The organism is Paenibacillus sp. CR_12, from assembly GCF_041953985.1.
Lineage (GTDB): Bacteria > Bacillota > Bacilli > Paenibacillales > Paenibacillaceae > Paenibacillus_AQ > Paenibacillus_AQ lautus_A.
The window spans coordinates 611346-635367 of sequence record NZ_JAVFHO010000001.1 but is presented as its reverse complement, the minus strand read 5'-3'; the positions used below and the strand labels follow the sequence as shown (position 1 = coordinate 635367).

Below are 24022 nucleotides of genomic sequence, written 5' to 3'. Positions count from 1 at the left end.
TGCGGCTTATCTGGTGCCCATGCCCGATTCGGATAAACGGGTGGCTTTGACGATATAGGAAGCCAGTCCGGGGATCATTCGGACGATGCCGGGATAGAAGCGATTGCTTTTGGCAAAAGCCAGATTCTGAATTCTTCTCGCCCTTCGAAGCAGCTGCGCAAAGGTGCGATGGGCGTCGTGCGTGTACTGATTTTGCCATTGAGCGAAGTTGATTTCTCCGTTTAAATATTTGTCGGTCCAGCCGGAGCACAGCAGTGATGAACGCAGGGCAACCGACATTCCGTCTCCGCAAAGCGGCGGAAGCATCAGCATGGCATCGCCGATGTGCGGATATTGCGACCACGGTTCAGGTCTGTCGGATAAACGAAGCGGGGCAATCGATACCTGAGTGCCTTCTAACGGCTCTCCTTCAGCCAACCGTTCAGTTAACCTGTTGTTCGAGCGCGATGCGGCTTTGAGAATTTCGGGTACCGATTTGCCGCTTCCTTGTACCGATTTCAAGGTCAGCAATGCAGCCACGTTGACCTTCCCATTCTCGACCGGCGATATCCCGACATAACCGCCCTCGCAAAAATACAACTCCACCCTGGAAGGCACTGTGATGCCGGCAAAATGCGATTTTACGCCGACATATACGGTATCATCGCGATATGTTTCGGCTGAAGCAACACCGCGCGGCTTCTTAGTGCCGTAGGCTCCAATGACGGCTCTTGCCTCATACCGAATCTGCTCGTTCCCTTGCCTCGTTTCGACTTCATATCGATGATCGCCCCGCTTCCGGATCTCGGTCACGGTAGACCCCGTTACGATTTCCGCACCAGCGCTTACGGCACTCTCATGCAATAGGCGATCCAGCTCGTAACGGCTGATGCCGGTGGCCTTACCCGGTAACGGAGCGGTGATGACGCCGCCATGAGGCATCACGATAGAGGCATGCTCCATCGCAGCGGGGTTCACCTCTTGGACTTGAAGATGGACACCCAGATATTCCAGCATCTCTCGGGTCTCTGGGGACATGAATTCACCGCAGGTTTTGTGGCGCGGAAAGGATTGGCGATCCAACAGGATCGTACGATGCCCCTGCTTGGCAAGCTGCAGGGCACAGCTCGTACCGGCAACTCCCGCGCCGATGACCATCACATCGGCTTGCTTTGACATATGTGAACACCCGCCTTTTTGCTTGCATGAAGAATTTAATCATCGGTTTCGGCAACCGATTATGTCTTCCTATCGTTCGGGATAACAACGGAATAGCGGAACAATGGCTTCCATCGATAGGTCAAAGTGGCGTGATTAAGCTGCTCTTTCAGCTCTCTCCAATCTCTCCCTTTAAACCCCTTGGCAACCGATAACGGCCCATCGTGACGAATATAACGATTGCGTGAGATGAGACGCGTTGTGATCCAGACGGCCGCGTAAGGCACAGGATGCCGATGGATATCGTTAATGACGACGCCATGAACGGAGGTTCGCAGCATATGCGACACGATCTCCATGAGCTGTTGTCCCTGAAAATGGTGGATGAACTGGGATCCGGTCACGATATCAGCCGACGCATCGGGCAGTTCCTTAACGTCCGCGCGGCGTACATGAACCCTCGGTTCATGACGAAACAGCCGTCTCGCCTCTTCGCAGGCTTCTTCCGTCACATCGACTAAGGTAATGCTCAGCTCCACGCCCATTTGATCCGACCATTGCAGCAGCTTCCGGTTCACATCGCCGGAACCCGCGCCAACATCCATGATGCTAAGGGTATACGGACAGCCGATCGATTTCCAGAGCTTCACCACGCCGTCCAAGGTCGGGCCCGGTGCCGCGAATATGCGATTCAACCGCCTTAAATGCCGGAGCGCTTCGCTCAGCTCTTCTCCGCCCATGGTGAAGTCATCCATAAGCTCATCTTCTTGTGCCCGGATCGACAGCATTCTAAAGAAGGACATGGTCCTGCTCCTTTACCAATGGCGCATAAGCCTTCACATAGGTAAAACGCATAAGCTCCGCCGTCAAGCCAGGTCCGAAAGCCATGGCTACTCCTTCCGTCGAAGCTTCATTCCGTTCTTTCATCTTCTGGCGCATCGAGTTCAGCACGAACATAATCGTCACGGAAGAGAGATTGCCTGCCGTTCTTAGAATCTCCCGGCTGTAGTGGGTTTGCTCGTCGGTCAAGCGCATTACTTCCTGCACCGAATCTACGATGCCCCGGCCGCCCGGATGGATCGCCCATAATTCCGGAAGCTTGTCGCCTCCCAGCAGAACACGAAGCTCTTCCTCCAGATGAGTACCGAGCAATTTGGGAATACGCGGCGACAGGAAAAGATCAAAGCCCGTATTGCCTACCTCCCACGTCATATCCTCCGTTGAATCCGGGAGCAGGACGGAATATCCCGTGCCGAGCTCCACATAATGCCGATGCTCTGCTTCCGGCTGACCGATGACACAGGACGAGGCACCATCGCCGAAGAATGAGGCCGCAAACAATGCTTCCCTCTCCCGAACCGGTTGGAAGTGAAGCGTGCAAAGCTCGACGCACACGACCAGCACCTGCGAACCCGGCGCCCCGCTCACAACATCCCGCGCCATTTGGATCGCTTTAAGACCAGCGGCACAGCCTTGGAAGATTAACGGCAAACGATTGACCCGCGGAGAAAGCCCCAGCTTCCGGATCAACAGAACATCCATCCCCGGCTGGTATTGACCCGTGCAGCTGACCGTAATGAGATGCGTAATTCGATCCGGAGACATGCCGGCATCTTTCAATGCCTTCTCGGCAGCTTCCACGCCAAGCGGAAGGGCCTCTCTCTTATATGTATCCATACGCTCTTCGGTTGTCGGAATGACGGACGCGTCATGGGAGTTCAAATATCGGCACTTCTCCAAGGGATCCAGATAGTTGGATTCGCAAGTATAACGAGTTTCGACACCGCAGGATCGAAATACTCTTCGGGCAAAGCGGGCCAGATCGGGTCTGTCCTGCAGCGTGGATGCGATTAATTCTGCGATATCCGACTGAGCTACGGAATGCACCGGCAATGCCGTGCCCATCCCGAGAATCGCGACATCGGATCTACCGTTTGTTTGCTTCATGCTCAAACCTCCTGCAGTCTTGGAATTATACATGATTACCCACCCGGGGGCTTTTTGAACTCGTTTAACTTCTATTTGAGGTTAGGATAACCCGAACATGGCAAATCATATCCAATTCAAACCAAATCACTTGTAAAATCGCATCCGCAAACAAAAAAAACCACGATCACGTGGTTTTTCAGACTCGACGATCCTTGTCATCAAAGGAAAAGCAATGGCTGTTGATCCTGAACGGATGAACGCAATGGATCTACGGTTATATTACTTGCCGGGTTCAGCTTCGTCATCCTGACTTCCCAGAACTTCCGCATGGGCAAGAAGAACCCATTGGTTGGATTGGTCGTAACCGGATACCTCGGCAACCACACGATATCGAGGGTACATCCATTCGGGAGGGGTACCGGCTTCCAGAGCGGAGGTGTCCGTCAAACCGACCGCATGCGGCTCTAGCAAATGAATCAAAGTGCCTTGCGGAAAAAAGGCCTCGATCCAGCCTTCTACTCGTGCGCCGATAGGAAACATGCGCTGGATCCGCTGCCAGTCCTCCATCCAGACCAGAAGCTGCTTCTGCCAGAGCTCTTCGAATGCAGCTTGACTGATTTCTTCATAATAGGGTTCTTTCGGATCAAGCGGATGCTCCGCCAGCAAAAAATGACGGGAGTCATGCTTTCTGTTCGACGTGATCCAGCTGCCGTCCTCATCATGAACCATCTGCCTGTAAGCCGTTCCGTCGTGATCCACTTCAAAATACCAGGTCCCCATTCCCGGTTCCTGAACATCTTTCAGATATTTCAAAAATCGTCCTCCTATCAGCTGAACAACCGTTCAAGAAATTCGGCCAAGTTCCGTTAGCGGCTCTTGGCCGGCTGGTCGTATGCCATCGATGATCATCCGTGTTTCGGAGTGCCTCTTCCATTCCAAGTTCAGGTTTATGCACCGTAGATTGTTTTTTGATATGGCACCCGGTTTATTTTACCATATCCAGGTGCTTGGGCGCGGCGTCTTTTCTTTACTATATCAAACAAGCCTGATTGCGACTGCAATCAGGCTTCAAGATCTAAACATTAATTTCCGGACATCGTTCTGATCGGCTCGCTGAACTGCTGCGCAAACTCCTTTAGCTCGATGATCTTTCCATCCACTCTCGACTGCTCAGCCGCGAATGCCATAAGGTGGCTTTGAACGGAACGGCTTGCCGATGTAAGTCCTTGATTGTTTCCTCCCGTTTGCACCAATCTCAGAAAATCCTTGATCAGACCCATATCTCCGCCGCCGTGGCCGACATGGCCGCCCCGGTCCGCAAAAGAAATTCGCTCGACCTTCCCGCTGCCAAAGTGAATGATCTCTATTTCGTTCTTCTCCATGGCTCCGCGGATTTCCCCGCGGGTTCCCATCAGCTTGATCGTGCGGCTGACATCTCGCGTAAACGCACTCATCGTGAAGGCGACCGTCACGCTGTTAGCAAACTCCATATTGACGACCTGATGATCCACCACGTCATTGTCGCAATGGTATACGCATCTGCCGTACGGCCCCTCCAGCAGCGCTTGATATCGGGCATCATAACTCATATCGTCGCTGATCGCCGAGGTCGGCCAATTCGTGTCCTCGGTCAAATAATGATCAGGTGCATAATAGAGGCACTCATCCGAGACCGGACATCCGTCCAGGCAGCGCTTCGGTGCGCCTTCCGGTGCCTGTGCATCCGTAAAATGGCTCAAGGAGCCGAAGGAGGACACCCGGACGCAATCCGAATCGGCAAGCCAGAGCAGCATATCAAGATCATGGCAGGACTTGGCCAGTATCATTGGGCTGGAATCTTCCGTCCGCCGCCAATTCCCCCGCACAAAGCTGTGCGCTTGATGCCAATAACCCACGTTCTCGTTATGCTGAATCGACATCAATCGGCCGATCGCCTCACGCTCCAGCAGCTCCTTGATGGTGGAAAAAAACGGCGTGTACCGAAGCACATGACAGATCGAAAATACCAAACCGGCCTGCGAAGCCATTTCACCCATCCGGATGCACTCTTCGGGATCCGGAGACATCGGCTTTTCCAAAAGCACATGGTAGCCGGCCGCAAGCGCCCGCATTGTCGGCTCGAAATGCTGCTTATCCTGGGTACATATGAACACGGCGTCCGCGACCTTGGGCGCTGTAAAAAAATCATTCCAATTCTCGAAGCATGCCGCGTCTTCAAGCCCATGCCTTTCTTGAAACTGTTCCCTCCGCTGCCGATTCGGTTCTGCGACGGCGACTACCTCCATCTCATGGGGATGCTGCAGGGCATATTCCATATAATTGATGCCCCGCAGTCCGGCTCCGATCAGGGCGACCTTCACTTTATTCATCCGTTTCCTCTCCCTCCGTAGGTCTTATTCTTTCACGCTTCCGACCGTCATCCCTTTGACAAAATACTTCTGCAGGAACGGATACACGACCATGATCGGCAGTGCGCCCATGAAGATTTGGGCCGTTCGAAGCGTTTTTTCGCTCAAATTCTCCATCGCCTTGATCTGTTCAATCGAAATCGAGGTCATTTGGGAATTGATCGACATAATGAGGGTGGACAAATAGGTTTGCAGCGGGTATTTTTCCGGCGAATTCAAATACAGAATACCGTCAAACCAAGCATTCCAGTGCCCCACGATGGTGAACAGACCGATTGTCGCAATGGACGGCAGCGAAACCGGCAGGTAAATTCGCCATAATATTCTCCAGTGTCCCGCACCGTCAATCGTTGCCGCTTCTTCCAGCTCCTTCGGGATCGTCCTGAAGAAGTTCAGCATCAGAACCATGTTCCATACGTTAAGCGCTCCAGGCAGAATCAAAGCCCACACGGAGTCGATGAGTCCGGTATTCTTCACGACCATATACGTGGGAATCAATCCCCCGCCGAAAAACATCGTTATGGCAAAAAACCACACATACGGCGTACGGAACTTAAATTGATGATTCGATTTCGATAATGGATACGCCGTTATGAATACGAGAAGCATATTCACCGCCGTCCCCAACACGACTCGGGTAAGCGAGACGCGGAACGAACGGAAAAACTCTACCTTTTCGCCCAAGTACCGGTAAGCGTCCAGATTAAAGCCCACGGGCCAGAGTCTCACTTCTCCCGCCATTGCGGCCGTATTCGAGCTTAGCGAAATCGAGAGCAAATGAACGAACGGAATGATACCGAGCAAGGTGATGAGGGACAGCACCAGCGTATTCGTGATTACAAACAGCCGTCTGCTGATCGTTGGTTTATGCATCTTCCTACCTCCACTCCGGCCTAAAAGATCCGATAATTGTTATATTTGTAAGCCGCATAGTACGTCACGGCCACGAGCGCCAGAGAGATGACGGATTTAAAGAAACCGACGGCGGCGGCAGGACCGAACTGCTGGCTGAACATGCCCAGTCGATAAACGAAGGTATCAATGATATCCGCCCCTTCATAAACCGTCGGGTTGTACATGATCAAGATCTGCTCGAAGCCTGCGTTAAGAATGCCGCCTAGGCTTAACACGCCAAGCAAAATGAGAATCGGCGCCATGCCCGGCAGCGTGATGTGAATCATCTGCTTCCATCTTCCGGCTCCGTCTACTTCTGCTGCCTCATACAGCGTCGCATGGATTCCGGTGATGGCTGCAAGCATGACGATCATGTTGTAACCCATCCCTTTCCATACATCCGATCCGATGACGATCCCGCGGAACCAGTTATTATCCAGCATGAACATGATCGGTTCCATATGGAGCGCGCCCAGAAGGCCGTTCACCGGACCATTCAAGGAGAACAATTCGATGATGACGCCGCCGAGCACGGTCCAGGACAGAAAGAACGGCAGGAAGATGGCGGATTGGATAAAGCGCGAAAACCATCTTCGCGTGACTTCGTTGAGGAGCAGCGCCAATATCAGGGGCACCAGTAAAAACAAAACCATTTTAAATACGGAAATCACGATGGTATTCCACAGAACCTGCTTGAAATCGGGCAGTTCGAAGACATAGCGGAAATTATCGAAACCGACGAAATCCGAGCGGAAGAATCCTGCCAGCGGCTCGAATTGCTGAAAGGCCATCACAAGGCCGGCCATGGGCCCGTATGCGTAAATCAACGTGACAATGACTCCCGGCAGCAGCATCAAATGCAGCAAATATTCTTTTTTCAGCGTTCTCACAGATGAAACCTCCCCGTCCATTTCAAACGGGAGGAGTCTGCCGGCTTCCTCAAGGGCTTCTCCTCCCGCTTTATCAATCCAAGATTATTTGGCGCCCTGCTGGCCGTACCAATCATTGACTTCCTGGGTGATCTGATCCCCGCCCAGCGATTTCCAGCTCTGAACGAATTTATCGAATTCGTCCAGCGAGGCCCCCATGACGATCTTGGTGAAGGTTTCCTGCATCAGCTTATCAAGCTGGGAGCCCTTCTCGACTTGAGTTGCCGTTGGCAGTCCGTAGAACTCGTTATTTACGTAAGCTTGATTCTCTTTGATTTGCCGCGTCATGCCCCAGCCGCCGTCTTTCGCCGCCCGGCTGAAATATTGGCCCCAGTTTACGCCTTTCGAGGCATTCGCGGTATTGCCTGCAAGATAATCCTTTGCCGCCTTGAAGACGTCCGCCACATTTTTGTAGTTCTCGTCATCCAGCGTGATTTCCGTTTGGTTTGCATCGAGAGCCTTGTTTACTTCCGTATAGATCGTTTCGATTTGTGCCGGATTATAGATCCGTGGGTTGAACCAATTGTAGACGTATCCTTTTTCCGCTTTGTTCTGGTCCATGTATTTCTTGTTGCCCATCTCGATGTAGAAGTTGATCATTTTGATGGCGGCTTCCGGATTCTTCATTTTTTTGTTCACGACCACGAGTTTGTTGCTGCGGATTTTGGGTACCATGGACTTGCCCGGCCCGTCGAGTCCGGGAATCTGAAGGGCAATCCAGTCTGCCTTGGGATCCTTGTCAACATTCAGATTCAACGGCCAGTTCGGATACCACCATTCCCCGTAAGAAATGCCCACCTTGCCTGCCGTAATATCTTCAACGGACTTGTTCTCGTCCTTCAAGGCGAATTCTTTGTCCATAATTCCCTCCTTGTACCAGGACTGCAGCTTGCCCAGCGCGGTCTTGACTTCCGGTTGTATGAGCCCGGGGATCAGCTTGCCGCTGTCGTCCTTGATCCAGGCCGATTGATTGTCCCCGATGGAAGGGTAAGCGCCAAATCCATTGAAGAAGCCCCTCAGGTCAAAGCCCCAAAAGAACAGATTCTTTTGCATGGCGATACCGTAGGTATCGTTTTTGCCGTTTTGATCGGGATCCTGCTGCACAAAGGCTCTAGCAACCTGCTCCAGCTCATCCATCGTTTTCGGCGGCTGCAGCTTCAGGTTATCGAGCCAGTCCTTGCGAATCCAGAGCAGCTGGGTGGACAGGAACGGATCCTCGAAACCGGGAATCGCGAGCAGCTTTCCGTCTGAGGTAAACGTCTTCATCGCAAAGCCGCCGTCGGATTCCATGTATTTTTTCAGTGCCGGCGAAGCGAAGTCGTTATAAGCTTGGGTGAGATCGGCAAGCATGTCCTGCTTCTTCAGCTTCTCGAAGTTCTTCTGATCCAGCTCCATAATGTCCGGCAGGTCGGCCGAAGCCATGGCTAATGAAAACTTTTGCTCGAACTGGCTGGAAGGCACCGTCCATTTGTACTGGACTTCAATGTTCAGCATGTCTTTGAGGTCTTTGAAATAAGCATTCTGTTCGGGCGTGATCCCTTGCGGCGTCCGCGGGTCCTCGGGCGGATTGTAGCCAAGCACTTGCGTGACCGTTACCGTTTCAGGATATTTGCCGAGAGGATCCGGCGGCGTTGTATTGGAGTTCGCCTCCTCGGCAGAGGTTTTGTTCGGTGTCCCCTCCGATTCGTTCCCCTGATTCGAGCATGCCGCCATTACCGAAAGCGTCATCGTGCTAATCAACATCATTTTCGCTAGTTTGGTCCATTTCATGATGGCTATATCCCCCTTGATCTGGCATATTCTTGATATCCGTGCTGCTTAGATATCATTATAGATTCCGCACGAAAGCGCTATCAATTTTAAGTTTTTTACATCCCTTTCACTTTTTTTACTTATTGGGTATTTCGGTATTCCTGCGGGGTTACGCCCATCTTTTTCTTGAAAAACGTCGTGAAATACGACGGGGATTCGAACCCGAGCCGCACGGCGATCTCTTGTAATTTCATGTTCGTATGCTGCATCAGATGAAGCGCCCCCTCCAGCTTTTTCGCCTGAATATACTCCAGCAGGTTTTGACCCGTCAGCTGCTTGTAGTAGCGCGAAAGATAGGATGGGTTAAAATGTACTTCCTCCGCTATGGCGGTCAACGAGACGTCCCCGGATATATGCTCCAGTATGTACCTGTGAATCCTGTCGATCACATCGAATTTCATGTCATCCTGCCTCAACTGGCTGTTTCCATGTATCATCGCTTCGTGTTCCTTGGCCTTTTCGATATCGGCAACGACCATCTCTTGTCCCAGCGCCGCCCTGCTGAGCAGCATGGTCCGCAAAGCATGAAGCTGCTCTCCCGCCGTGTTCCATTGGTGCAGAAGATTGCCCGATATCCCGAAAGAAACCTGAACACCAAGCAGCTCTTCGCACTCATTTTGCACCTGCTCCAGGATGCCCCTCATATACGACATCATGCCCTGCCAATGAAGCAAGTCCTCCGGCTCAAACTTCCGATAACGGTCCAGAAGCTCCTCGTCCGGCTGCAGCAGCCATACCAGCAAGTCTTCATCCAGTACGGCATGCTCGCAGGCAAACGAGCTGGGCAGGTCGTTGATGAACATCATCAGAACGGCTTGCACCGCATTCTTCGTCTTGGCCTCCGGGGCGATTCCGACCCTTCCAACGAGAAGGAATGCCGGCCGATCTGCGTCGATGCCGAACCCAACCTCTTCATAACGGTGCTGAGACAGCAGGGAACCCAGGTCTTCCCCCTTCAATGCCTTTTGTATGAGTTCGCGCTTGAGCAGAGGCTCGGCCATTTGAAAATGCATCTTAGCCTTTTCTGCCTGGATTCTGCGTCGGTTCTCTTCATCCAGCCTGGAGGAAGCCTCTTGGACGGCTTGAAAGATCGGATCGATGCCTTCGGTTTTCAGGATGTAGTTATCCACGTTCTTGCGCAGGGCTTCGTGCACATAATCAAACTCGCTGTAACCGGTCAGAAAAATGATTCGGCAGTGCGGCCAATAGTACGTAATTTCGTCAATCAGCTGAAGCCCGTTTTTCTGGGGCATACGTATATCACTGACCAGAATGTCCACCTTCACTCTCATGGCGATCTCCACCGCTTCCTTGGCGGAATAGGCTTTCCATACATCCAGGTCGAATTGCGTTTGTTCCTGAAAAAGCTGAACCAAGCCGTTCACGATGACGGGCTCGTCGTCCACGATCAACAGTCTGTACATCACGATGCCTCCTCTGATTCATGAATCATAATGATCAAATCCACCTTCAAACCGCCATGGACGCTGCGCGAGACGGATAATCCGCTGCCGGACCCATACTTGAGCTGAAGCCGGTTGTTCACGTTGACCAATCCGGTCTGCTCCACATGCTTCGAATCCATGGCAAGCTTGCCGCGCAGACGCTGCAGCATCTCATTCGTAAGCAAATTCCCGTTGTCCTCCACCGTGATGCGCAGTCTGCCCTCCCGATAATCAGCGCTGATGTACAGCATGCCTTCCTCCATGCCATCCTCGAATGCATGCTCGAACGCATTCTCCACGATAGGCTGAACAATAAGTCTCGGTACGGTGATACCTTGGGGAATGTCCGTAATTTCCCTATGCTCATATGAAATCCGGTTCGAGAAGCGAATGCCCTGTATGTCGCAGTAATCCAGAGCATGCTTGTATTCCGTATAAAAAGGCACCTCGTCGGAGCCGCTTCTCGTGATGTACTGATAATAGCTGCCGAGCTTTTGCGAGAGCTCCGCCGCACTATCCGAATCTCCGACCTTGCACATCATATACACATTGAAAAAGCTGTTATATAAAAAATGCGGGTTAATCTGGGATTGCAGCTGCTTCAGCTGCGAGTGCTGCAGTGCTATTTTTTGCTCATAGTTTTCTTCGATCGACTGTTTAAGCTTCAAGGCCATCCTGTTGAAACCGTTAAACACGTAATGAAATTCATCTTTGGTTCTGGACTCGATCAAGATATTCAAATTATCGGTTTCGATCATATGAAAGGCTTTAACGAGCTTGGACAAAGGCCTGTGGATCATCAGATTGACCGAGAACGAATAGAGCACCATCACAATCACGGCAAGGATAAACAGCGTATAGAACCAGGTAATGAATTGGCTTATGGGGCGGGTGATTTCATTCTGATTCACGTACATGACCAAGGACAGATCCAGCGAGCCGACTTCATTCTGAATGATAAAATAGTCTACGCCTCCCAATTCCCCCGTCTCCGGCGCACTTTGATCCGGATCCGGCTTGTCCAGGATATGATTCAAGATCTCTGTTGACTCATCGGCCGCAGGCGCCGTCGTCAAGATGGTCTTGCCTTCTCTGCTCCCCAGAAGGACCTCGGATTCCGGATACAGCTTGGCGATTTCGCTTAAAGCCCCGAGCAGCTTGGGCCGGGAAATCTCGATGAATGACCAGACGGCCCCGTTGTTTTCGGTTTCGATCAGGAAAATCCGGTCGCCGCTCCTATAAAATGAAGGCTTGGGCATGACCGACATCATGGACGATATCAGCTCCATTTCCTTGTTCGGGGTATTGGTCACTCCCGTCGTGGTCGAGATCGTCTTCTCGACATCCTTCACGTACACGCCGGCACTCACGACGTATTCGCTGGAAACCATCAAGGTTGCCAGCCGATCCCTGACCTGGTCGATGAGCTCCACCTCTTCGTAATCCTCAAGCATGCTGCCTCGGAAACTAAGCTTCTGCAGATCCTTGTCATTTAACAGCTGCAGCTGCAGATTCCGGATAAAATACATTTCTTTATCGAGCTGCTTGGAATAGAAGGAGGCGCCCGCAGCCGCGGAATTCAAGATAGACTCCTTGGTGACGGACATCCCCTTATAATTCAACCATATATTCATTGAGATGAGAGGAAGTAACAATACGATAAATACGATGACGATTTTTTGATAAACAAACCATTTCGATGCTTTGCCCGCAGCCTGAAGTTTCATGCTTTTCCCCCAATCCGTTATCACTCGATCCATTATCATCTAGTATAGGGGGGCCGGCTGACATTACAACGAATTATTTTTACATATTAGGTGCAAACATGACAGTCATAAGTTCCAGGCATAAAAAAAAGCCCCGTAAAGGGCTTTTAAGCTGGTTTATCATTCAGCATAGGTATCGGTGCAGTTATGTGGTCATTTCGCACTGATGATTTCATACTTCGGCTTCACATTGTTAAAATCCGGGTTGGTTCCGCTGACCATTAAGCCCATGCCCCAATCGAAGTGAACATCCGCGGTCGGCACATCCGACGCATCGCGATATTGGAACAGGATGTTACGGCGCGTACGCTCGCTCCGGTTCACGTCCGACCCATGGATGGTCAGGTAATTGAAGAACAAGACATCGCCTGCCTTGGCCGGACATGGAGTCCCCGAAGATAAAGGATGCTCTTTATGGTTCAAATAGTAAGCGCCGACATGCGGCAATACGCCCTGTTTATGAGAGCCGGGAACGACGCAGAGGCAGCCGTTCTCCGTATCGGCGTCGTCGAGATGAACGCTGGCAGCAAGCATGGTGTGGTCCCGATGAGGGAAATACGGATAATCCTGATGCATGGGGAATGCGGCCCCGTTAGATGGGGGCTTAACCAGCATTTTGGAGTGATGCAGCTGCACGTTCGGTCCGATGATCCCGTTCAGCACTTCGGTCATTCGAGGATGGATCGCGGCACGCATGAAAGCGGCATCATGATATTGCACGTCGTGAAATCCTTTCAGAACCAGCTTCTTAAGCTGTTCAGGCGGCAGGAAATCGCCCTGCCAGGCATGGTTTTGATCCGATTTGGCGCGTGCCGCCCTTTGGATGATCCCTTCAACAGCCGTTCGCATATCTTCGACTTCCTGTTGATTAAAAACGCCTCGGACCAGCAGATACCCATTTTCTTTGTAAAATTGCACATCCTTCTCGTTAATCATCGCCATGCACCCTCTCGATATTTTATGGAATATCTAGTTTAATTATAGTGAGGGCAAGCGGGATCGTATTTGCACGGGAAAGACGACGTTTTGCAAAATTACGCCAGAAGGGAGCTGTTATTGCCTTGTACCATTGGAGCAAAAGCGAGGAACGGCTTAATCGTTATGCAGGCCGGTTAGACGGCGAGAGCCTCTCGTTCCTTGTCCATTACTGGGGGACCGTCCGGCATTTGACGGCCAATTCCTTGCATCGGCATTCTTTCGTTGAAATTTGTTATGTAAACGGCGGAACCGGGGTGTATCTCGAAGGCGACAGGACCTATCCCTTATATCCTGGGGTCGCTTTCTGTACACGTCCAGGTCAGCTCCATCAGATCAAGGACGTTCACGATCTGAATCTGTTGTTCGTGGCATATGACGCGAGGGAGAAACCTTCAGCCTCGGATGTAACGGCGGCATACTTGGAGGCGCTTCGTCGATGTGACGTTTGGACCGAGTTTGCCAGCGAATCGCCAGCCATCCAATTATGGAAATCCATGCTGGTTCGTTCGGAAGCCGATGATTCGCTGCCTGCTTCGCTTCTGCCCAAACTTGCGCATGCGCTGCTCGAATCCTTCCCTGCCCTGTTCGGGGCTGCCCGCAACCTCGATGCGGCTCCGAGCTACTCAACCACGGTGCAGCTTGTCCAAAGGGCAAAACTGTACATTCGAGACAATCTGAGCGGACCGTTATCCTTGCCGGAAGTGGCGACATACCTCAACGTGTCGGAGCGGCAGTTGTCCCGCTTGCTTGCGGGCAGCATCCATGAATCCTTTTCTTCCATGGTTCGCACCGAGCGGATCCGGGCAGCCGAGCTTCTGCTGCAGCAAACCCATGATCCCATCAAGCTGATTGCGGAACGAACCGGATTCTCTTCCGTTCATTACTTCACAAGGCTGTTCACCCAATTCAAAGGCATCTCTCCTGCGGCTTATCGTGCCAAATGGTTCTTAGGGGCGGATCATTGATCCTAACCTGGATATTCGTCACTGTCGCATCTCAAGTATATTCCAAGCAAACGACGGCCTTGCCCAGCTCCCTCGAATAGAACAAGTACAGCGCGTCTGCTCCGTACGCCTGAAAGTAATAACCCGTCAATCGGCCGACATAGGTAAAAGTCTCTCCTTCCGGCGTACGCGGCACATGCAGCAGATTGGTCTGCTCGAAGCGCAGCCAGTCCTCAAGAGATTCCCCCTCTTCCTGCAGATCCCGCTGTGCCTCTTCCGACATAAAGCCAATGTCATCCAGCAGTCCATGGATCTCCGGGAAGCTTAATCCCCAGCCCTACTCCTGCTTTTCCTGATAATCTTGAATCAGCGCGTCCGCCGATTCGGCAGCACGACCAAAAGACGAGTAAGGGAAGATATGCCCCTTCTCTTCATAGAACCGCTTGCGGGCCATAAAGTCCCGCTCATTGTCGGCGTACGCTTCTATAAGCGTCTCATGCTCCGGTTCCTGCTCAAGCAAAAAGTAGTTCCAGTCCGCTTCGAAGCGGTATTTTCCGTTCACTACATCAAATCCGAGCATATCCTCTTTGGTATACGGCCGGTGTTCGGACACGGTTTCTTCGCCGACGCTGCCATCGTAGATTTCTTTGACGGACACAAAGTGCAGCCACTGATCCTCGCCGGGAAACAGGCATTGCAGATTCAAGGAAAGAATCGGAAGAAAATGCTGCCGGTACCGCTCAACATCGCCTTCGAATACATCCTCGTAAGCCGGAAAAGGACGAATATGGGATTTCGATATATTCATAGCTTGCTCACTCCTTCAAATCAGGGGAATTCGCGTCATTGACGTATCGCTTCATTCTCTGTTCGAATACCGCATGATACCGGAAGGTCCGTGGATATCGATCTTCACGAAGCTTCTCGGACAATACCGACTGACCTTCCTGATAACGGACCGCGAATTCACATTCATCATAGAATTTACGGGAAAGCCGGCGAAGCTCGTGATCTTCGCCCTGGCTTCGCCATCCCATCTGGATCATATCCAGCTGGTCCAACGGATCGCGATACGTGTCCAGCACGATGCAAGAAGTCGGGCCCTCCATCTCCTGGAATACCAGAACATGGCCAGAGTTCACCGGACTATCGAAATACCGTTCATAGATTTCCTCTACGGGAACCGCTATGCCAAGCCGATCCATCACGGCCTTAAAGTTAGGGTGTACCCTATACTCGTCAGACAGCTCATCCGGATACCATACGAGCTCGGAGATCGAAGCCGTTATATTGAATTCATATTGCATCTCTTGCCGCCTCCTTGCTTGCTGCTGAATCAACGTTTTTTTCGCATTCGTGATAACATCTTCCGTCGGTTAATCCATTTTCTCTCCATAGGGGGTATTCTACCATATATCAAATCAGAGATAGATTTTCCCGAGCTTAACCGCGTTGACTCGGCGTGTTATAATTCGGTTAATATGCTGGAAGGGATGAAATGAATGCTGGAACTGGAAGCGGCTTTAACTAGATTCATAGAACAACAAGACTTGTATAATCGGGATTTCGGGCTCTTCACCGATCATGAAATACGGCAACGGTCCGAGGTACAGCTGCCGCCCGTGGATGACCGTATCACGCTGTCCCCTGAACTGGCTTATCTATATAGCCATTACGAGATGATTGACGCTAAGGCGGAAGGAACCCATAAAATGAAAAACGCAGCGGTTGAAATCGGCGAATCGGCTGTCATCTACTTTGTTTCTCCCGAGCATCTGGTCCGGCAGCAAATGGGCTATCGCTGGATTAGCGATAAGGGGGAAACCGTAGAATCGAGCAATTGGCCATCTCATCACGTTGTCATTGCCAATGTGAACGATGATCCGCTCATTGTAGATGTCCAAGCCAGTGGTTCACCCGTATATGCCGCTTTCGAAGGTGGCGAGCCTAAGCTGATCGCGAATTCGCTTGCGGACTGCTTTCACGCGCTGTCCGTCCTCATTGAAGGCGCTCTGCTTTTTCAAGGTGAAACCTGCGACGAAGAAACTTATGAGACGAAGCCGGATTTTCTCGCCCATGTGATGCCGTCACTGTCGGATCTTTTGGGAAGCGAGCAAATGGATGCCCTGCTGGAATACTTATCTCTTCGATAAACGAAGAAGTGCAAATTTGGCATTCTATAATAATCGAAATCATTATAGACAAGGAGAATCACATGCCGGGGACGATCACATTAATCCGTTATAACGGAACCGAAAAACACGTGCTAGCAGAATCCAACGCTTTCGCTACGCGAACCGAAGTCAACGGAAAGCCGCAAATCATGCTGTGGTTTGAAACGGAAACGGAGACCGAACCGCTTCAGGCTTTCCCGGATTCGGATGAGCTGCTGAGCAATCCGGACGCGGAACTTACGATTTACCTGGATACGCTAAAACTGAATGAGTTTGCACCGCTGGAATTTACGCTTGCCCGGGGCTATAACGAGAACTCCAGAAGCCTGGATGCAAGACTCTATTATTTTGAACACCAAGAGGTAAATGATAACCGGGGACGCATTGAGTATAGGGGAAATGGCGTATTTAACGTATATTGGACTGGAACGACGATGGACGTCAATTATTATGATGGCAGTAAGCCGGATACCCGACTGGAATTGGAAGGCGAGTTTACGATGGAGAAATACAAGGAATGGTTATAGAGAAGAATACATAATCTGCAGCAAGACCCTTCAACCTCGTAGAGCCAACCTTCGTAGTCATGGCTCTACGGGGTTACATCCGTATCCACATAGCATAGGTTTATTGAGCCTTAAACGCCAAACTGTTTCAAGTGATGGTCCAGATGCTTGTATAATCCCCTCCCCCATTGCTCCGGGGTCAGTTTACCGAAGAATGGATGAGGATGCGTTGTACATTTCTCAGGACCGTTCTTTTGGAATGCCATCAATTTTTCTTTCAATTGTTCTCTTTCCGTTTCAAATTCTCTTGGATCCGCAATCAAAATATCCGGAATCGTCGACATGTTGCGAGGTAACGGTTTTTCATTATAAAACAGGGGCTTCGCGAAATTCCCTACCAACCTACCTAACCAGCCTCTTGGCGGGTTTGTGATGCCCATGGCGATGTCTTGGAACGCGGAGCAGTGAGACAGCATTTGGGCAGCATCCATTTTTCCCCATAACGGCTGTGATTGAGGGCTTAATGCGTCGATTCGGTTTAATATTTGGGTCATATCGAAATGATGGAACATATTATTCATGTTTGTCTCTCCCCATATTGAAATCCATGTTGAAACACCTGATTATATGATAGCTGACCCATCTACGGGACATTTCTTTTGGATTGCTTTCTTGTGAACTCAGACTCCCCTACAACCATCTCATAAAAAAACCTTTGGTAATTTTCACATGACTTGCTTGTGCCCATAGTTCAAGCTGCTCGATCCCTTCAGTCTGATCCTCCACGAACTGAAAACATAGCTTCAAAGGCACGATTCTACGCCCTTTCGGCTTGATTCCGATCACCGGTTTTCTGTCCTGGTTGATCAGTAAACATGCCACGGAATCTGCGTTCATTTCTTTTCCGTTTATCATGATTCCTTCTTGATGCATTTTCATCACGCCTGGTTTCATCAGGCAGGTTCTGTAGAAGGAGATGATGAATACGATGGAACAAAAAACTAACCACGCAATGCAGGCATAATAAAAGAAGTCCCTTTCTCCCTGTTCCAACATGATATTTCCAAGAAGAATAACGATTAAGAGCAGCATGGAAACCATTAATTTAATGCCAGACGGGGCTGAAACGCTAAACATCCTGTTATTGTTCATGTGATCTCCTATCATCGAATAAGGTTGGTTCTGTAATCACCTTAATGCATATGTTCATTATACCTGGACTCACAAAATGTGGTAACCTGATGTGCAATAACCCAATAAAAAAAGCCCCGATTTTAGCGGCAGCTCATATCAGTGCTATGTATCCACATCATTTTATTATAAAGCATCTAGAAACTACATGATCAACACCTCATATTCTAAAAAATAATAAAAAACTTACTTACCGTTCTAATCTCCTGCAGCCAAATGATTCGCTTCCATCGGTTTGCTCAGCCAATGCTCGTCGGTTTGAACATGATTCTTGCGGACGTACTTGGCAGCGCTATGCTTAAAATCGTCATATGCAAATGCGGAAGCCAGCCTGACCACATAACCTTCCTGTTCACCGCCGCAGCAAGATCGCTTCGTATAACAAGCCTTGGCAGCATCCTCGTCCCAGATGCCCCGGTACAAGACAGGAACCGTAACCAGCCCCAGACGATCCGCCCATTCCTCCGTATCATCCCATGACAGGCACACATTCAACTGATTCCACACGGAGAACAGCATGAAGTAGGACGGCAGCGCCGAATACGAAAGCGAATGTTTGGCATAGACGTTTTCCCCGCAGAGACGATATCCCTCCGGAATCAAATACTTGATGCCCCCATGCAGCGTCTTGACATAATGACGGGAAGGATGATCCTTGCTGTCCAGGGATCTGGCGTGGATGAAATCGGGGTACATGGTGGTGTTCTCCCCATCCATTTTCTCGGTAATGACGACCTCCTGCCCCTTAAAATGGTCGGTATTCCGCAAAATCTTATCGTCGTCGGTGTAACCTCTGGACCAGGGCAGATGCATCGTTCTGGGATATTTCATTTTCATCGTTGTTCACCTCTCTTACTTGCCGAACGTATCGGCCTCTGCGAAGAAATACAGCTGAGCCAGCAAATCCTCGCCTAACAAATGATAAATCTTGGATGCGCCGGCATCGCCTCCGTGCAATATTTCCATATGGAAACTGACAAGTTGGACGACATGAAGCACAAATTCATCCTCATACCCAAGGTCTTTCAAGGCATGACATGCCATGATGGCCGATACATGCTCATGCCCATAATAGGAATAGTATCCTCGAGCCTGCTTCCATACTTTGCAAAACGGTTTGCCCGCGTCATGGAACAGAGCCGCTAATTGCATAGCCAGCAGATGATCGCCTTCGCCTTCATAGCAATTTTGGATGTATTCCAGCACGGCAAACGTATGCTCCGACAACGTTCTCGAATGGAACGGATTCTCTTGATCAAATCCCAGCATCGTTTGAAAATAGGGGGATTGCGATAAGTAACCGAACAACTCATCGTGATCCGGCCTGCGCGTTAGCAGCTGTTCCAAATCCTCTCTTGCCAGCTGAGTTTCACCCGCCTCATGAACGAGATGCAGATCGACAAACCCTTCCCCCATGACCGGGAATTCAAGATTCTTGGCATACTTGGTCATGATCTTCTCATCAAGCCGGCGTTTTCGTCTCATGACCCTATCCAGGGCCACTTCATAAGGAGTCGTGCAGATATGGCACTCCACCCGTCGATCGCCAAACCGTTTCAGAAATTTCTGTCTTCGTTCCCGGCTGACATTCGTTGCGTCGAATACGACGTTTCGATCCGACTTCAGCGCCTGTTCGATTTCGGCGAAAGCCTCGTCAAATACCATATACGTATTTTTCTGTTTGGATTCGCTGCCAAACAATTTTTCGCGTATCGCGTCCGTCGCAACCAGCACGGCCCGCTCGCTTTTGCACAATTGTTTGGCATAATAGCTTTTTCCGCTGCCGGGTATCCCGACCAGCATATGAATCGTACTCATGAAATTCACCTCCTTTCGCGACTAGCTTAGCATGGTGTCAGTGTCATGGTTTACCTGTTCGGAGGGGCTGAGCGTTATATTCTTTCGAATCATTCTCTTTGATGGACATCGCCATTCGAATTTCTTCCCTCCAAATAATGTACCACGCTTGCACTTTGCTTGAGTAAGCAAAGAATATGTATATTCAACTTTTACATACCGAACAAAAAAGCCGATTGCCCGCAGAAAAAGCATCCGCAGACAATCGGCCTTTATGTCGTATCTACTTGCCCGATCTCGCTTTCGGAGCAGGAGCGGTCGTGTCCCGCTCCACCAGCTTGACGGGAATCAGCGCCCTGCCCGGTGTCGGTTTCCCTCTCTCCAGCCAGTTTACGACATGCTCGGCCGCTTGGCGGCCGATCTCGTAAAAGTTCTGCTCGACGGTAGTGAGAGGGATCATCACATGCTCCGTGACCGGATTATTATCAAAGCCAATGATCGAGATATCGTCCGGAATGCGGATCCCCCTCTCCAAACAGAGGTTTAGCAGGTTGGCGGCGATCAGATCATTTTCCGTCTGAACGGCCGTCACCCCCTCCGTCTTGTACGAGTCCAGCAGCTCGTTATAAAATTGCTCCACGCCGACCTTCTCCCGGTAACCCTTCATGTTCAGCCTGATATAACGGCTGTCGAGGGGAAGCCCGTGGTCCTTCAGCGCTTGGCAGTATCCGAAATACCGGTCGCGCACCGACGAAGTGGATTCAATGCTGACCGCGGTCAAAAACGCAATTTTTCTGTGTCCAAGCTCAATCAATCGGGATACGGCTTGATAAGAGCCGCTCCAATTATCCGAAACGACCGCCCCGAGCGGGAGGCTGTCAAAGTATTTATCGATGGTCACGATCGGATAATCTTCAAGGCACAGCCGATGCAGGATATCGTAGTTCGTATGATCGTTCCGAGGGTACAATATAATGGCCGCAATGCCCTTTCGGGTCAGCATCTCCAGCAGATCGCGCTCCTTCTGGGAGTCATAATCGCTTTGATGAATGCTTAAATAGTAGCCGTTCGCGTTCAGCCAGTCCGAAGCGCCGCGAATATACCCCATCGTGCCGCGGTCGTCTTCGGAAGGCAGGATCAGCGATATCATTTTTTCCGTTCCAACCGATCGCTGCTCCTGACCCCGCTGCCGGGGTTTGACAAAGCTTCCGCTTCCTTTGACGCGGTAGATGAACCCGTCCCGCTCCAGCTCCTCGAGCGCTCTTCTTGTTGTAATGCGGCTCACGCCGAAGGCCGTACTCAGCTCGGCCTCGGTAGGAAGCTGGGCCTCGGAAGGGTACAGGCCGGATGAAATTTTCGATTTTAGCTCGTCCATCATCACGCGGTACAGCGGTTTATTGTCTTTGGTCAACTTGGTTCTCATCCCATCTTTATCTATTTTCCGGTTTGATCTAGTCCAACTAAAATTATAGCGTTTGCATCATTGGCATGTAAACCGCCCCGATCGATCAGCCTGCATCCCGTCATGGTTACTTCACATTCGTATAGCGTTCATACTGCGCCCTCTTGATTTCCAGGTAACGCTGGGCCCCCATTTTGTCCAAGGTCTTAACGTAGTTATCCCAATCCGTGTCCAGACTCGCTTTACCCGTAACAAATTTGACCCGCATCTCCTCCATATATTTATTGATGTCGGTCAGAATCGCGCTGGTTTGGTTGGCTTCGTCATCCGTGGGAACAAAATCCGGCCAAAGCTCTTTGGGCGCCAGCTCATCCAGCTCGGCAGGATCCGCTTTGATCTCGTCAGCGACCGTCGTCCCGCGAGCCGCCATCCGCAGATCGTCGTCAGGCTCAACATAAGGATAATAAGCGCCATACACATTATCAACATATTGGAAGGCACCCAGCTGCACGCCACCCTTGTAATTCAATATTTCGTCCTTGTATTTCGGTTTGCCGTCCACCAGTTCGTAAGTTTCTCCTTCCAATCCAAAGGTAGCGAAGTTAATCCCTTCTTCACCGTAGAAATAATCGATCCACTTGATGGTTTCGACCGGATACTTGTTTTTGTTGGTAATCACGAAACCGAAGATCCCTTTGGCCGGCGGTCCCAGCACCCCCGCGACTCTATCGCCGTTCGGACCTTCCAGGGCATGGATGCCCACATAATTTTCGGCCGCGTCCTTTCCGATATATCCCGGCCCTTCCCATACAAACGAGCCGATCAAATTGTTGGAGCCGTCCGTAGACCATTTGGCATAATCGTAGCCGGTCGTGAAATTCTGCTGAGCCAACGAGCCGTCCTTGTACAGATCGCTCATATAACGCAAGAGCTCCCTGTATTTCGGATCGTTGAACGTCGTCTTGACTTGTCCGTCAGCGTCCTTATAGAGATACTGCCCGAAAGCCTTGGCGCCGCCTTCGCCCATGCCGAAGCTGCCGGCCAGAAAGCTCTCCAGGAAGGTCCAGTACTGCGATTCAAGCACCCAGCCGAGGCGGGAACTGTCCTTCTCCCGAACCTTCATGAGCGCTAGGCGGAACTCCTCGGTCGTCTTGGGCACTTCAAGCCCCGCTTCATCCAGCCAATCCTTATTGATATACAGGCGAACGGAATTGAACGCTTTCGAAAAATCAACGTATGGAAGAGCGTATATATGTCCGTCCGACATCGTAATCGCGCCTCTGATATCCGGGTTGTCCTTGAGCAGCTTATTTAAATTCGGCGCATGCTGTTCAATCAAGTCCTCGAGCGGAACAAACAAGCCCTGCTTGCCGTATTTCATCAGCTCGTCGGTGCCGAAGGCAATACGGTAGAACGCATCCGGCAGGTCGTTGGAGCCGAGCATGACATTTTTCCTCTCGGTTACGGCGGAACCGGCCAGCTCCTCAAACTCAACCTCGATTCCGGACATCTCCTCGTATTTTTGCCACATCCATAATTGATCGGCTGGTGGATGCACATCGGTATATCCGCGTTTGACGATCCTTAGCTTGATGTTCCCGGGGTCTCCGTCCGTTCCGGCTGGTTCCGGCTCCGCCTTTCCCCCTGATCCGCCGCAGGCGGAAAGCGTCAACGAGCATGTCAACATGAAAGCAAGCAGAAGATTCATTCCTTTTCTCATAAATCCATATCCCCTCTTTTCATGATTATGAGTTCCGAGCGGTAATTGACCGCTCCTATATCGGCTTACCCTTTGATAGCTCCCACCATGATGCCTTTCTCAAAGAATCGCGACAGCAGCGGATACAATAGCAGCAGCGGCAGCGCGGATAATACGACGATTGCATATTTCAGGCCTTCCTTAACCATCATCTGATCCGCGTATTCGGCGCCGACCGAAATTCCGGCCATTTCCTTAAAGTCGTTCTGTACCAGGATTTCTCTTAATATCAGCTGCAGCGGGAATTTCTCCCGGTCCGTCAAATAAATCATGGCGTCAAAATACGAGTTCCAGTGGCCCACTCCATAGAACAGAATCATCACGGCAATGATCGGCATGGACAAAGGCAGCACGATTCGGAACAGCATATGGTAATCGTTGCAGCCGTCGACGTATGCGCTCTCTTCAAGCTCTACCGGAATTCGGGTCTGAAAATAGGTTCTCATAATAATCATGTTGTAGGCGCTGATCGCACCGGGCAGCACCAATGCCCACATCGTATTCAGTAATCCAAGCTCCTTGTTCACCAAGTACAGCGGAATCAGCCCGCCGCTGAAGAACATCGTAAAAGCAAACAGCAGCGTGAATAGTCCCTTGCCATAAAAGCGTTTTCTGGATAACGGGTACGCACCGAATACCGTCATCATGATATTGATCGCGGTACCCACGAAAGCATAAAGCAGCGTATTGGCATACCCGCTCCATATTTCGCTGTTCTCGAATACTTTGGCATAGCTGTCCAGGTTGAAGCCTGCCGGAAAGAGCAGCAGCGGCTTGTCCCATATTTGGCGCGGATCGGAGAATGACGCAAACAAAACAAAAATGAGCGGGTACAAAATGACGATGGTCACGAGAATCGCCAGCACTAATATTATGATATCGGCCAGTTTTTCTCCTGGCGTTCGCTTAATGTTCAGCAGCACTTCTTAGGTTCCCTCCCTGTTCCTGCAT

21 protein-coding genes and 2 pseudogenes are annotated in these 24022 nt (G+C 50.8%); 3 read left to right on the top strand and 20 right to left on the bottom strand.

Annotated features, from left to right (window positions below; translation table 11 throughout):
- Positions 1 to 6: 6 nt before the first annotated feature.
- The 11 genes and pseudogenes from RB297_RS02880 to RB297_RS02830 form a co-directional block, all read right to left on the bottom strand.
- Positions 7 to 1176: pseudogene (locus tag RB297_RS02880) on the bottom strand (NAD(P)/FAD-dependent oxidoreductase); the annotation flags it as partial.
- A gap of 41 nt (positions 1177 to 1217) precedes the next feature.
- Complete coding sequence (locus RB297_RS02875; protein WP_375119668.1) at positions 1218 to 1940, bottom strand: methyltransferase domain-containing protein; 723 nt, start codon at positions 1938 to 1940, stop codon at positions 1218 to 1220.
- Positions 1927 to 3084, bottom strand: a complete 1158-nt coding sequence (locus RB297_RS02870) for a type III polyketide synthase (protein WP_375119667.1) — start codon at positions 3082 to 3084, stop codon at positions 1927 to 1929. The genes RB297_RS02875 and RB297_RS02870 overlap by 14 nt, the downstream gene beginning before the upstream one ends.
- Positions 3085 to 3345: 261 nt before the next feature.
- A complete protein-coding gene (locus RB297_RS02865; RefSeq protein ID WP_036663307.1) occupies positions 3346 to 3879 on the bottom strand; it encodes a hypothetical protein in 534 nt (177 codons plus the stop codon).
- A gap of 269 nt (positions 3880 to 4148) precedes the next feature.
- Positions 4149 to 5435: a Gfo/Idh/MocA family protein gene (locus tag RB297_RS02860; protein ID WP_375119666.1), complete on the bottom strand. Its 1287-nt coding sequence runs from the start codon at positions 5433 to 5435 to the stop codon at positions 4149 to 4151.
- A gap of 24 nt (positions 5436 to 5459) precedes the next feature.
- Positions 5460 to 6347, bottom strand: a complete 888-nt coding sequence (locus RB297_RS02855; RefSeq protein ID WP_015735007.1) for a carbohydrate ABC transporter permease — start codon at positions 6345 to 6347, stop codon at positions 5460 to 5462.
- A 20-nt stretch (positions 6348 to 6367) separates the two neighbouring features.
- A complete protein-coding gene (locus tag RB297_RS02850; protein WP_009595306.1) occupies positions 6368 to 7258 on the bottom strand; it encodes an ABC transporter permease in 891 nt (296 codons plus the stop codon).
- Between the two features lie 84 nt (positions 7259 to 7342).
- On the bottom strand, positions 7343 to 9067 hold the full coding sequence (locus RB297_RS02845) for an extracellular solute-binding protein (RefSeq protein WP_375119665.1): 1725 nt from the start codon (positions 9065 to 9067) through the stop codon (positions 7343 to 7345).
- A 122-nt stretch (positions 9068 to 9189) separates the two neighbouring features.
- Positions 9190 to 10533: a response regulator gene (locus RB297_RS02840; RefSeq protein ID WP_375119664.1), complete on the bottom strand. Its 1344-nt coding sequence runs from the start codon at positions 10531 to 10533 to the stop codon at positions 9190 to 9192.
- A complete protein-coding gene (locus RB297_RS02835; RefSeq protein ID WP_375119663.1) occupies positions 10533 to 12281 on the bottom strand; it encodes a histidine kinase in 1749 nt (582 codons plus the stop codon). Before RB297_RS02835 ends, RB297_RS02840 begins: the two co-directional genes overlap by 1 nt.
- A 192-nt stretch (positions 12282 to 12473) precedes the next feature.
- On the bottom strand, positions 12474 to 13256 hold the full coding sequence (locus tag RB297_RS02830) for a phytanoyl-CoA dioxygenase family protein (protein WP_375119662.1): 783 nt from the start codon (positions 13254 to 13256) through the stop codon (positions 12474 to 12476).
- Positions 13257 to 13381: 125 nt separating this feature from the next.
- On the opposite strand from RB297_RS02830, the gene RB297_RS02825 reads away from it, so the two are divergent.
- Positions 13382 to 14263 (top strand): AraC family transcriptional regulator, encoded by an 882-nt coding sequence (locus RB297_RS02825; protein ID WP_096775606.1) that lies wholly within the window; start codon positions 13382 to 13384, stop codon positions 14261 to 14263.
- Between the two features lie 31 nt (positions 14264 to 14294).
- On the opposite strand, the pseudogene RB297_RS02820 reads toward RB297_RS02825, so the two are convergent.
- Together RB297_RS02820 and RB297_RS02815 are read right to left on the bottom strand one after the other, a co-directional pair.
- Positions 14295 to 15050, bottom strand: a pseudogene (locus tag RB297_RS02820) (siderophore biosynthesis protein).
- Between the two features lie 7 nt (positions 15051 to 15057).
- Positions 15058 to 15549 carry a hypothetical protein gene (locus RB297_RS02815; protein ID WP_213578318.1) on the bottom strand — a complete coding sequence of 164 codons (492 nt, stop codon included), beginning with the start codon at positions 15547 to 15549 and terminating at the stop codon, positions 15058 to 15060.
- 195 nt (positions 15550 to 15744) lie between these two features.
- On the opposite strand from RB297_RS02815, the gene RB297_RS02810 reads away from it, so the two are divergent.
- A complete protein-coding gene (locus RB297_RS02810) occupies positions 15745 to 16395 on the top strand; it encodes a hypothetical protein (protein WP_192572113.1) in 651 nt (216 codons plus the stop codon).
- A 62-nt stretch (positions 16396 to 16457) separates the two neighbouring features.
- Positions 16458 to 16943 carry a hypothetical protein gene (locus tag RB297_RS02805; protein ID WP_192572114.1) on the top strand — a complete coding sequence of 162 codons (486 nt, stop codon included), beginning with the start codon at positions 16458 to 16460 and terminating at the stop codon, positions 16941 to 16943.
- Positions 16944 to 17053: 110 nt separating this feature from the next.
- Here RB297_RS02805 and RB297_RS02800 read toward each other — a convergent pair whose 3' ends face one another.
- The 7 genes from RB297_RS02800 to RB297_RS02770 all read right to left on the bottom strand — a co-directional run bounded on the left by RB297_RS02800 (position 17054) and on the right by RB297_RS02770 (position 23994).
- Positions 17054 to 17503 carry a DUF1569 domain-containing protein gene (locus RB297_RS02800; protein WP_192572115.1) on the bottom strand — a complete coding sequence of 150 codons (450 nt, stop codon included), beginning with the start codon at positions 17501 to 17503 and terminating at the stop codon, positions 17054 to 17056.
- 109 nt (positions 17504 to 17612) lie between these two features.
- Entirely contained in the window at positions 17613 to 18074 is a 462-nt protein-coding gene (locus tag RB297_RS02795; protein ID WP_192572116.1) for a hypothetical protein, read from the bottom strand.
- Between the two features lie 237 nt (positions 18075 to 18311).
- The gene (locus tag RB297_RS02790) at positions 18312 to 18950 is read right to left on the bottom strand and encodes an RNA ligase family protein (protein ID WP_192572117.1); all 639 of its coding nucleotides are present in this window, start codon (positions 18948 to 18950) and stop codon (positions 18312 to 18314) included.
- Between the two features lie 15 nt (positions 18951 to 18965).
- Positions 18966 to 19931 carry an AAA family ATPase gene (locus RB297_RS02785; protein WP_192572118.1) on the bottom strand — a complete coding sequence of 322 codons (966 nt, stop codon included), beginning with the start codon at positions 19929 to 19931 and terminating at the stop codon, positions 18966 to 18968.
- A 262-nt stretch (positions 19932 to 20193) separates the two neighbouring features.
- On the bottom strand, positions 20194 to 21321 hold the full coding sequence (locus RB297_RS02780; RefSeq protein ID WP_009590558.1) for a GntR family transcriptional regulator: 1128 nt from the start codon (positions 21319 to 21321) through the stop codon (positions 20194 to 20196).
- Between the two features lie 118 nt (positions 21322 to 21439).
- Positions 21440 to 23032: an ABC transporter substrate-binding protein gene (locus RB297_RS02775; protein WP_192572119.1), complete on the bottom strand. Its 1593-nt coding sequence runs from the start codon at positions 23030 to 23032 to the stop codon at positions 21440 to 21442.
- A gap of 65 nt (positions 23033 to 23097) precedes the next feature.
- Positions 23098 to 23994 (bottom strand): carbohydrate ABC transporter permease, encoded by an 897-nt coding sequence (locus tag RB297_RS02770; RefSeq protein WP_192572120.1) that lies wholly within the window; start codon positions 23992 to 23994, stop codon positions 23098 to 23100.
- Positions 23995 to 24022: the final 28 nt, after the last annotated feature.

Excerpts from the sequence above, each read along its gene's own strand:
- RB297_RS02810 (WP_192572113.1), top strand. The coding sequence starts at position 15,745 with ATGCTGGAACTGGAAGCGGCTTTAACTAGATTCATAGAACAACAAGAC.
- RB297_RS02775 (WP_192572119.1), bottom strand. The coding sequence starts at position 23,032 with ATGAGAAAAGGAATGAATCTTCTGCTTGCTTTCATGTTGACATGCTCG.
- RB297_RS02860 (WP_375119666.1), bottom strand. The coding sequence starts at position 5,435 with ATGAATAAAGTGAAGGTCGCCCTGATCGGAGCCGGACTGCGGGGCATC.
- RB297_RS02870 (WP_375119667.1), bottom strand. The coding sequence starts at position 3,084 with ATGAAGCAAACAAACGGTAGATCCGATGTCGCGATTCTCGGGATGGGC.
- RB297_RS02790 (WP_192572117.1), bottom strand. The coding sequence starts at position 18,950 with ATGAAAATGAAATATCCCAGAACGATGCATCTGCCCTGGTCCAGAGGT.
- RB297_RS02845 (WP_375119665.1), bottom strand. The coding sequence starts at position 9,067 with ATGAAATGGACCAAACTAGCGAAAATGATGTTGATTAGCACGATGACG.
- RB297_RS02855 (WP_015735007.1), bottom strand. The coding sequence starts at position 6,347 with ATGCATAAACCAACGATCAGCAGACGGCTGTTTGTAATCACGAATACG.
- RB297_RS02795 (WP_192572116.1), bottom strand. The coding sequence starts at position 18,074 with ATGAACAATAACAGGATGTTTAGCGTTTCAGCCCCGTCTGGCATTAAA.
- RB297_RS02840 (WP_375119664.1), bottom strand. The coding sequence starts at position 10,533 with ATGTACAGACTGTTGATCGTGGACGACGAGCCCGTCATCGTGAACGGC.
- RB297_RS02800 (WP_192572115.1), bottom strand. The coding sequence starts at position 17,503 with ATGAATAATATGTTCCATCATTTCGATATGACCCAAATATTAAACCGA.
- RB297_RS02830 (WP_375119662.1), bottom strand. The coding sequence starts at position 13,256 with ATGATTAACGAGAAGGATGTGCAATTTTACAAAGAAAATGGGTATCTG.
- RB297_RS02805 (WP_192572114.1), top strand. The coding sequence starts at position 16,458 with ATGCCGGGGACGATCACATTAATCCGTTATAACGGAACCGAAAAACAC.
- RB297_RS02835 (WP_375119663.1), bottom strand. The coding sequence starts at position 12,281 with ATGAAACTTCAGGCTGCGGGCAAAGCATCGAAATGGTTTGTTTATCAA.
- RB297_RS02815 (WP_213578318.1), bottom strand. The coding sequence starts at position 15,549 with ATGCAATATGAATTCAATATAACGGCTTCGATCTCCGAGCTCGTATGG.
- RB297_RS02785 (WP_192572118.1), bottom strand. The coding sequence starts at position 19,931 with ATGAGTACGATTCATATGCTGGTCGGGATACCCGGCAGCGGAAAAAGC.
- RB297_RS02875 (WP_375119668.1), bottom strand. The coding sequence starts at position 1,940 with ATGTCCTTCTTTAGAATGCTGTCGATCCGGGCACAAGAAGATGAGCTT.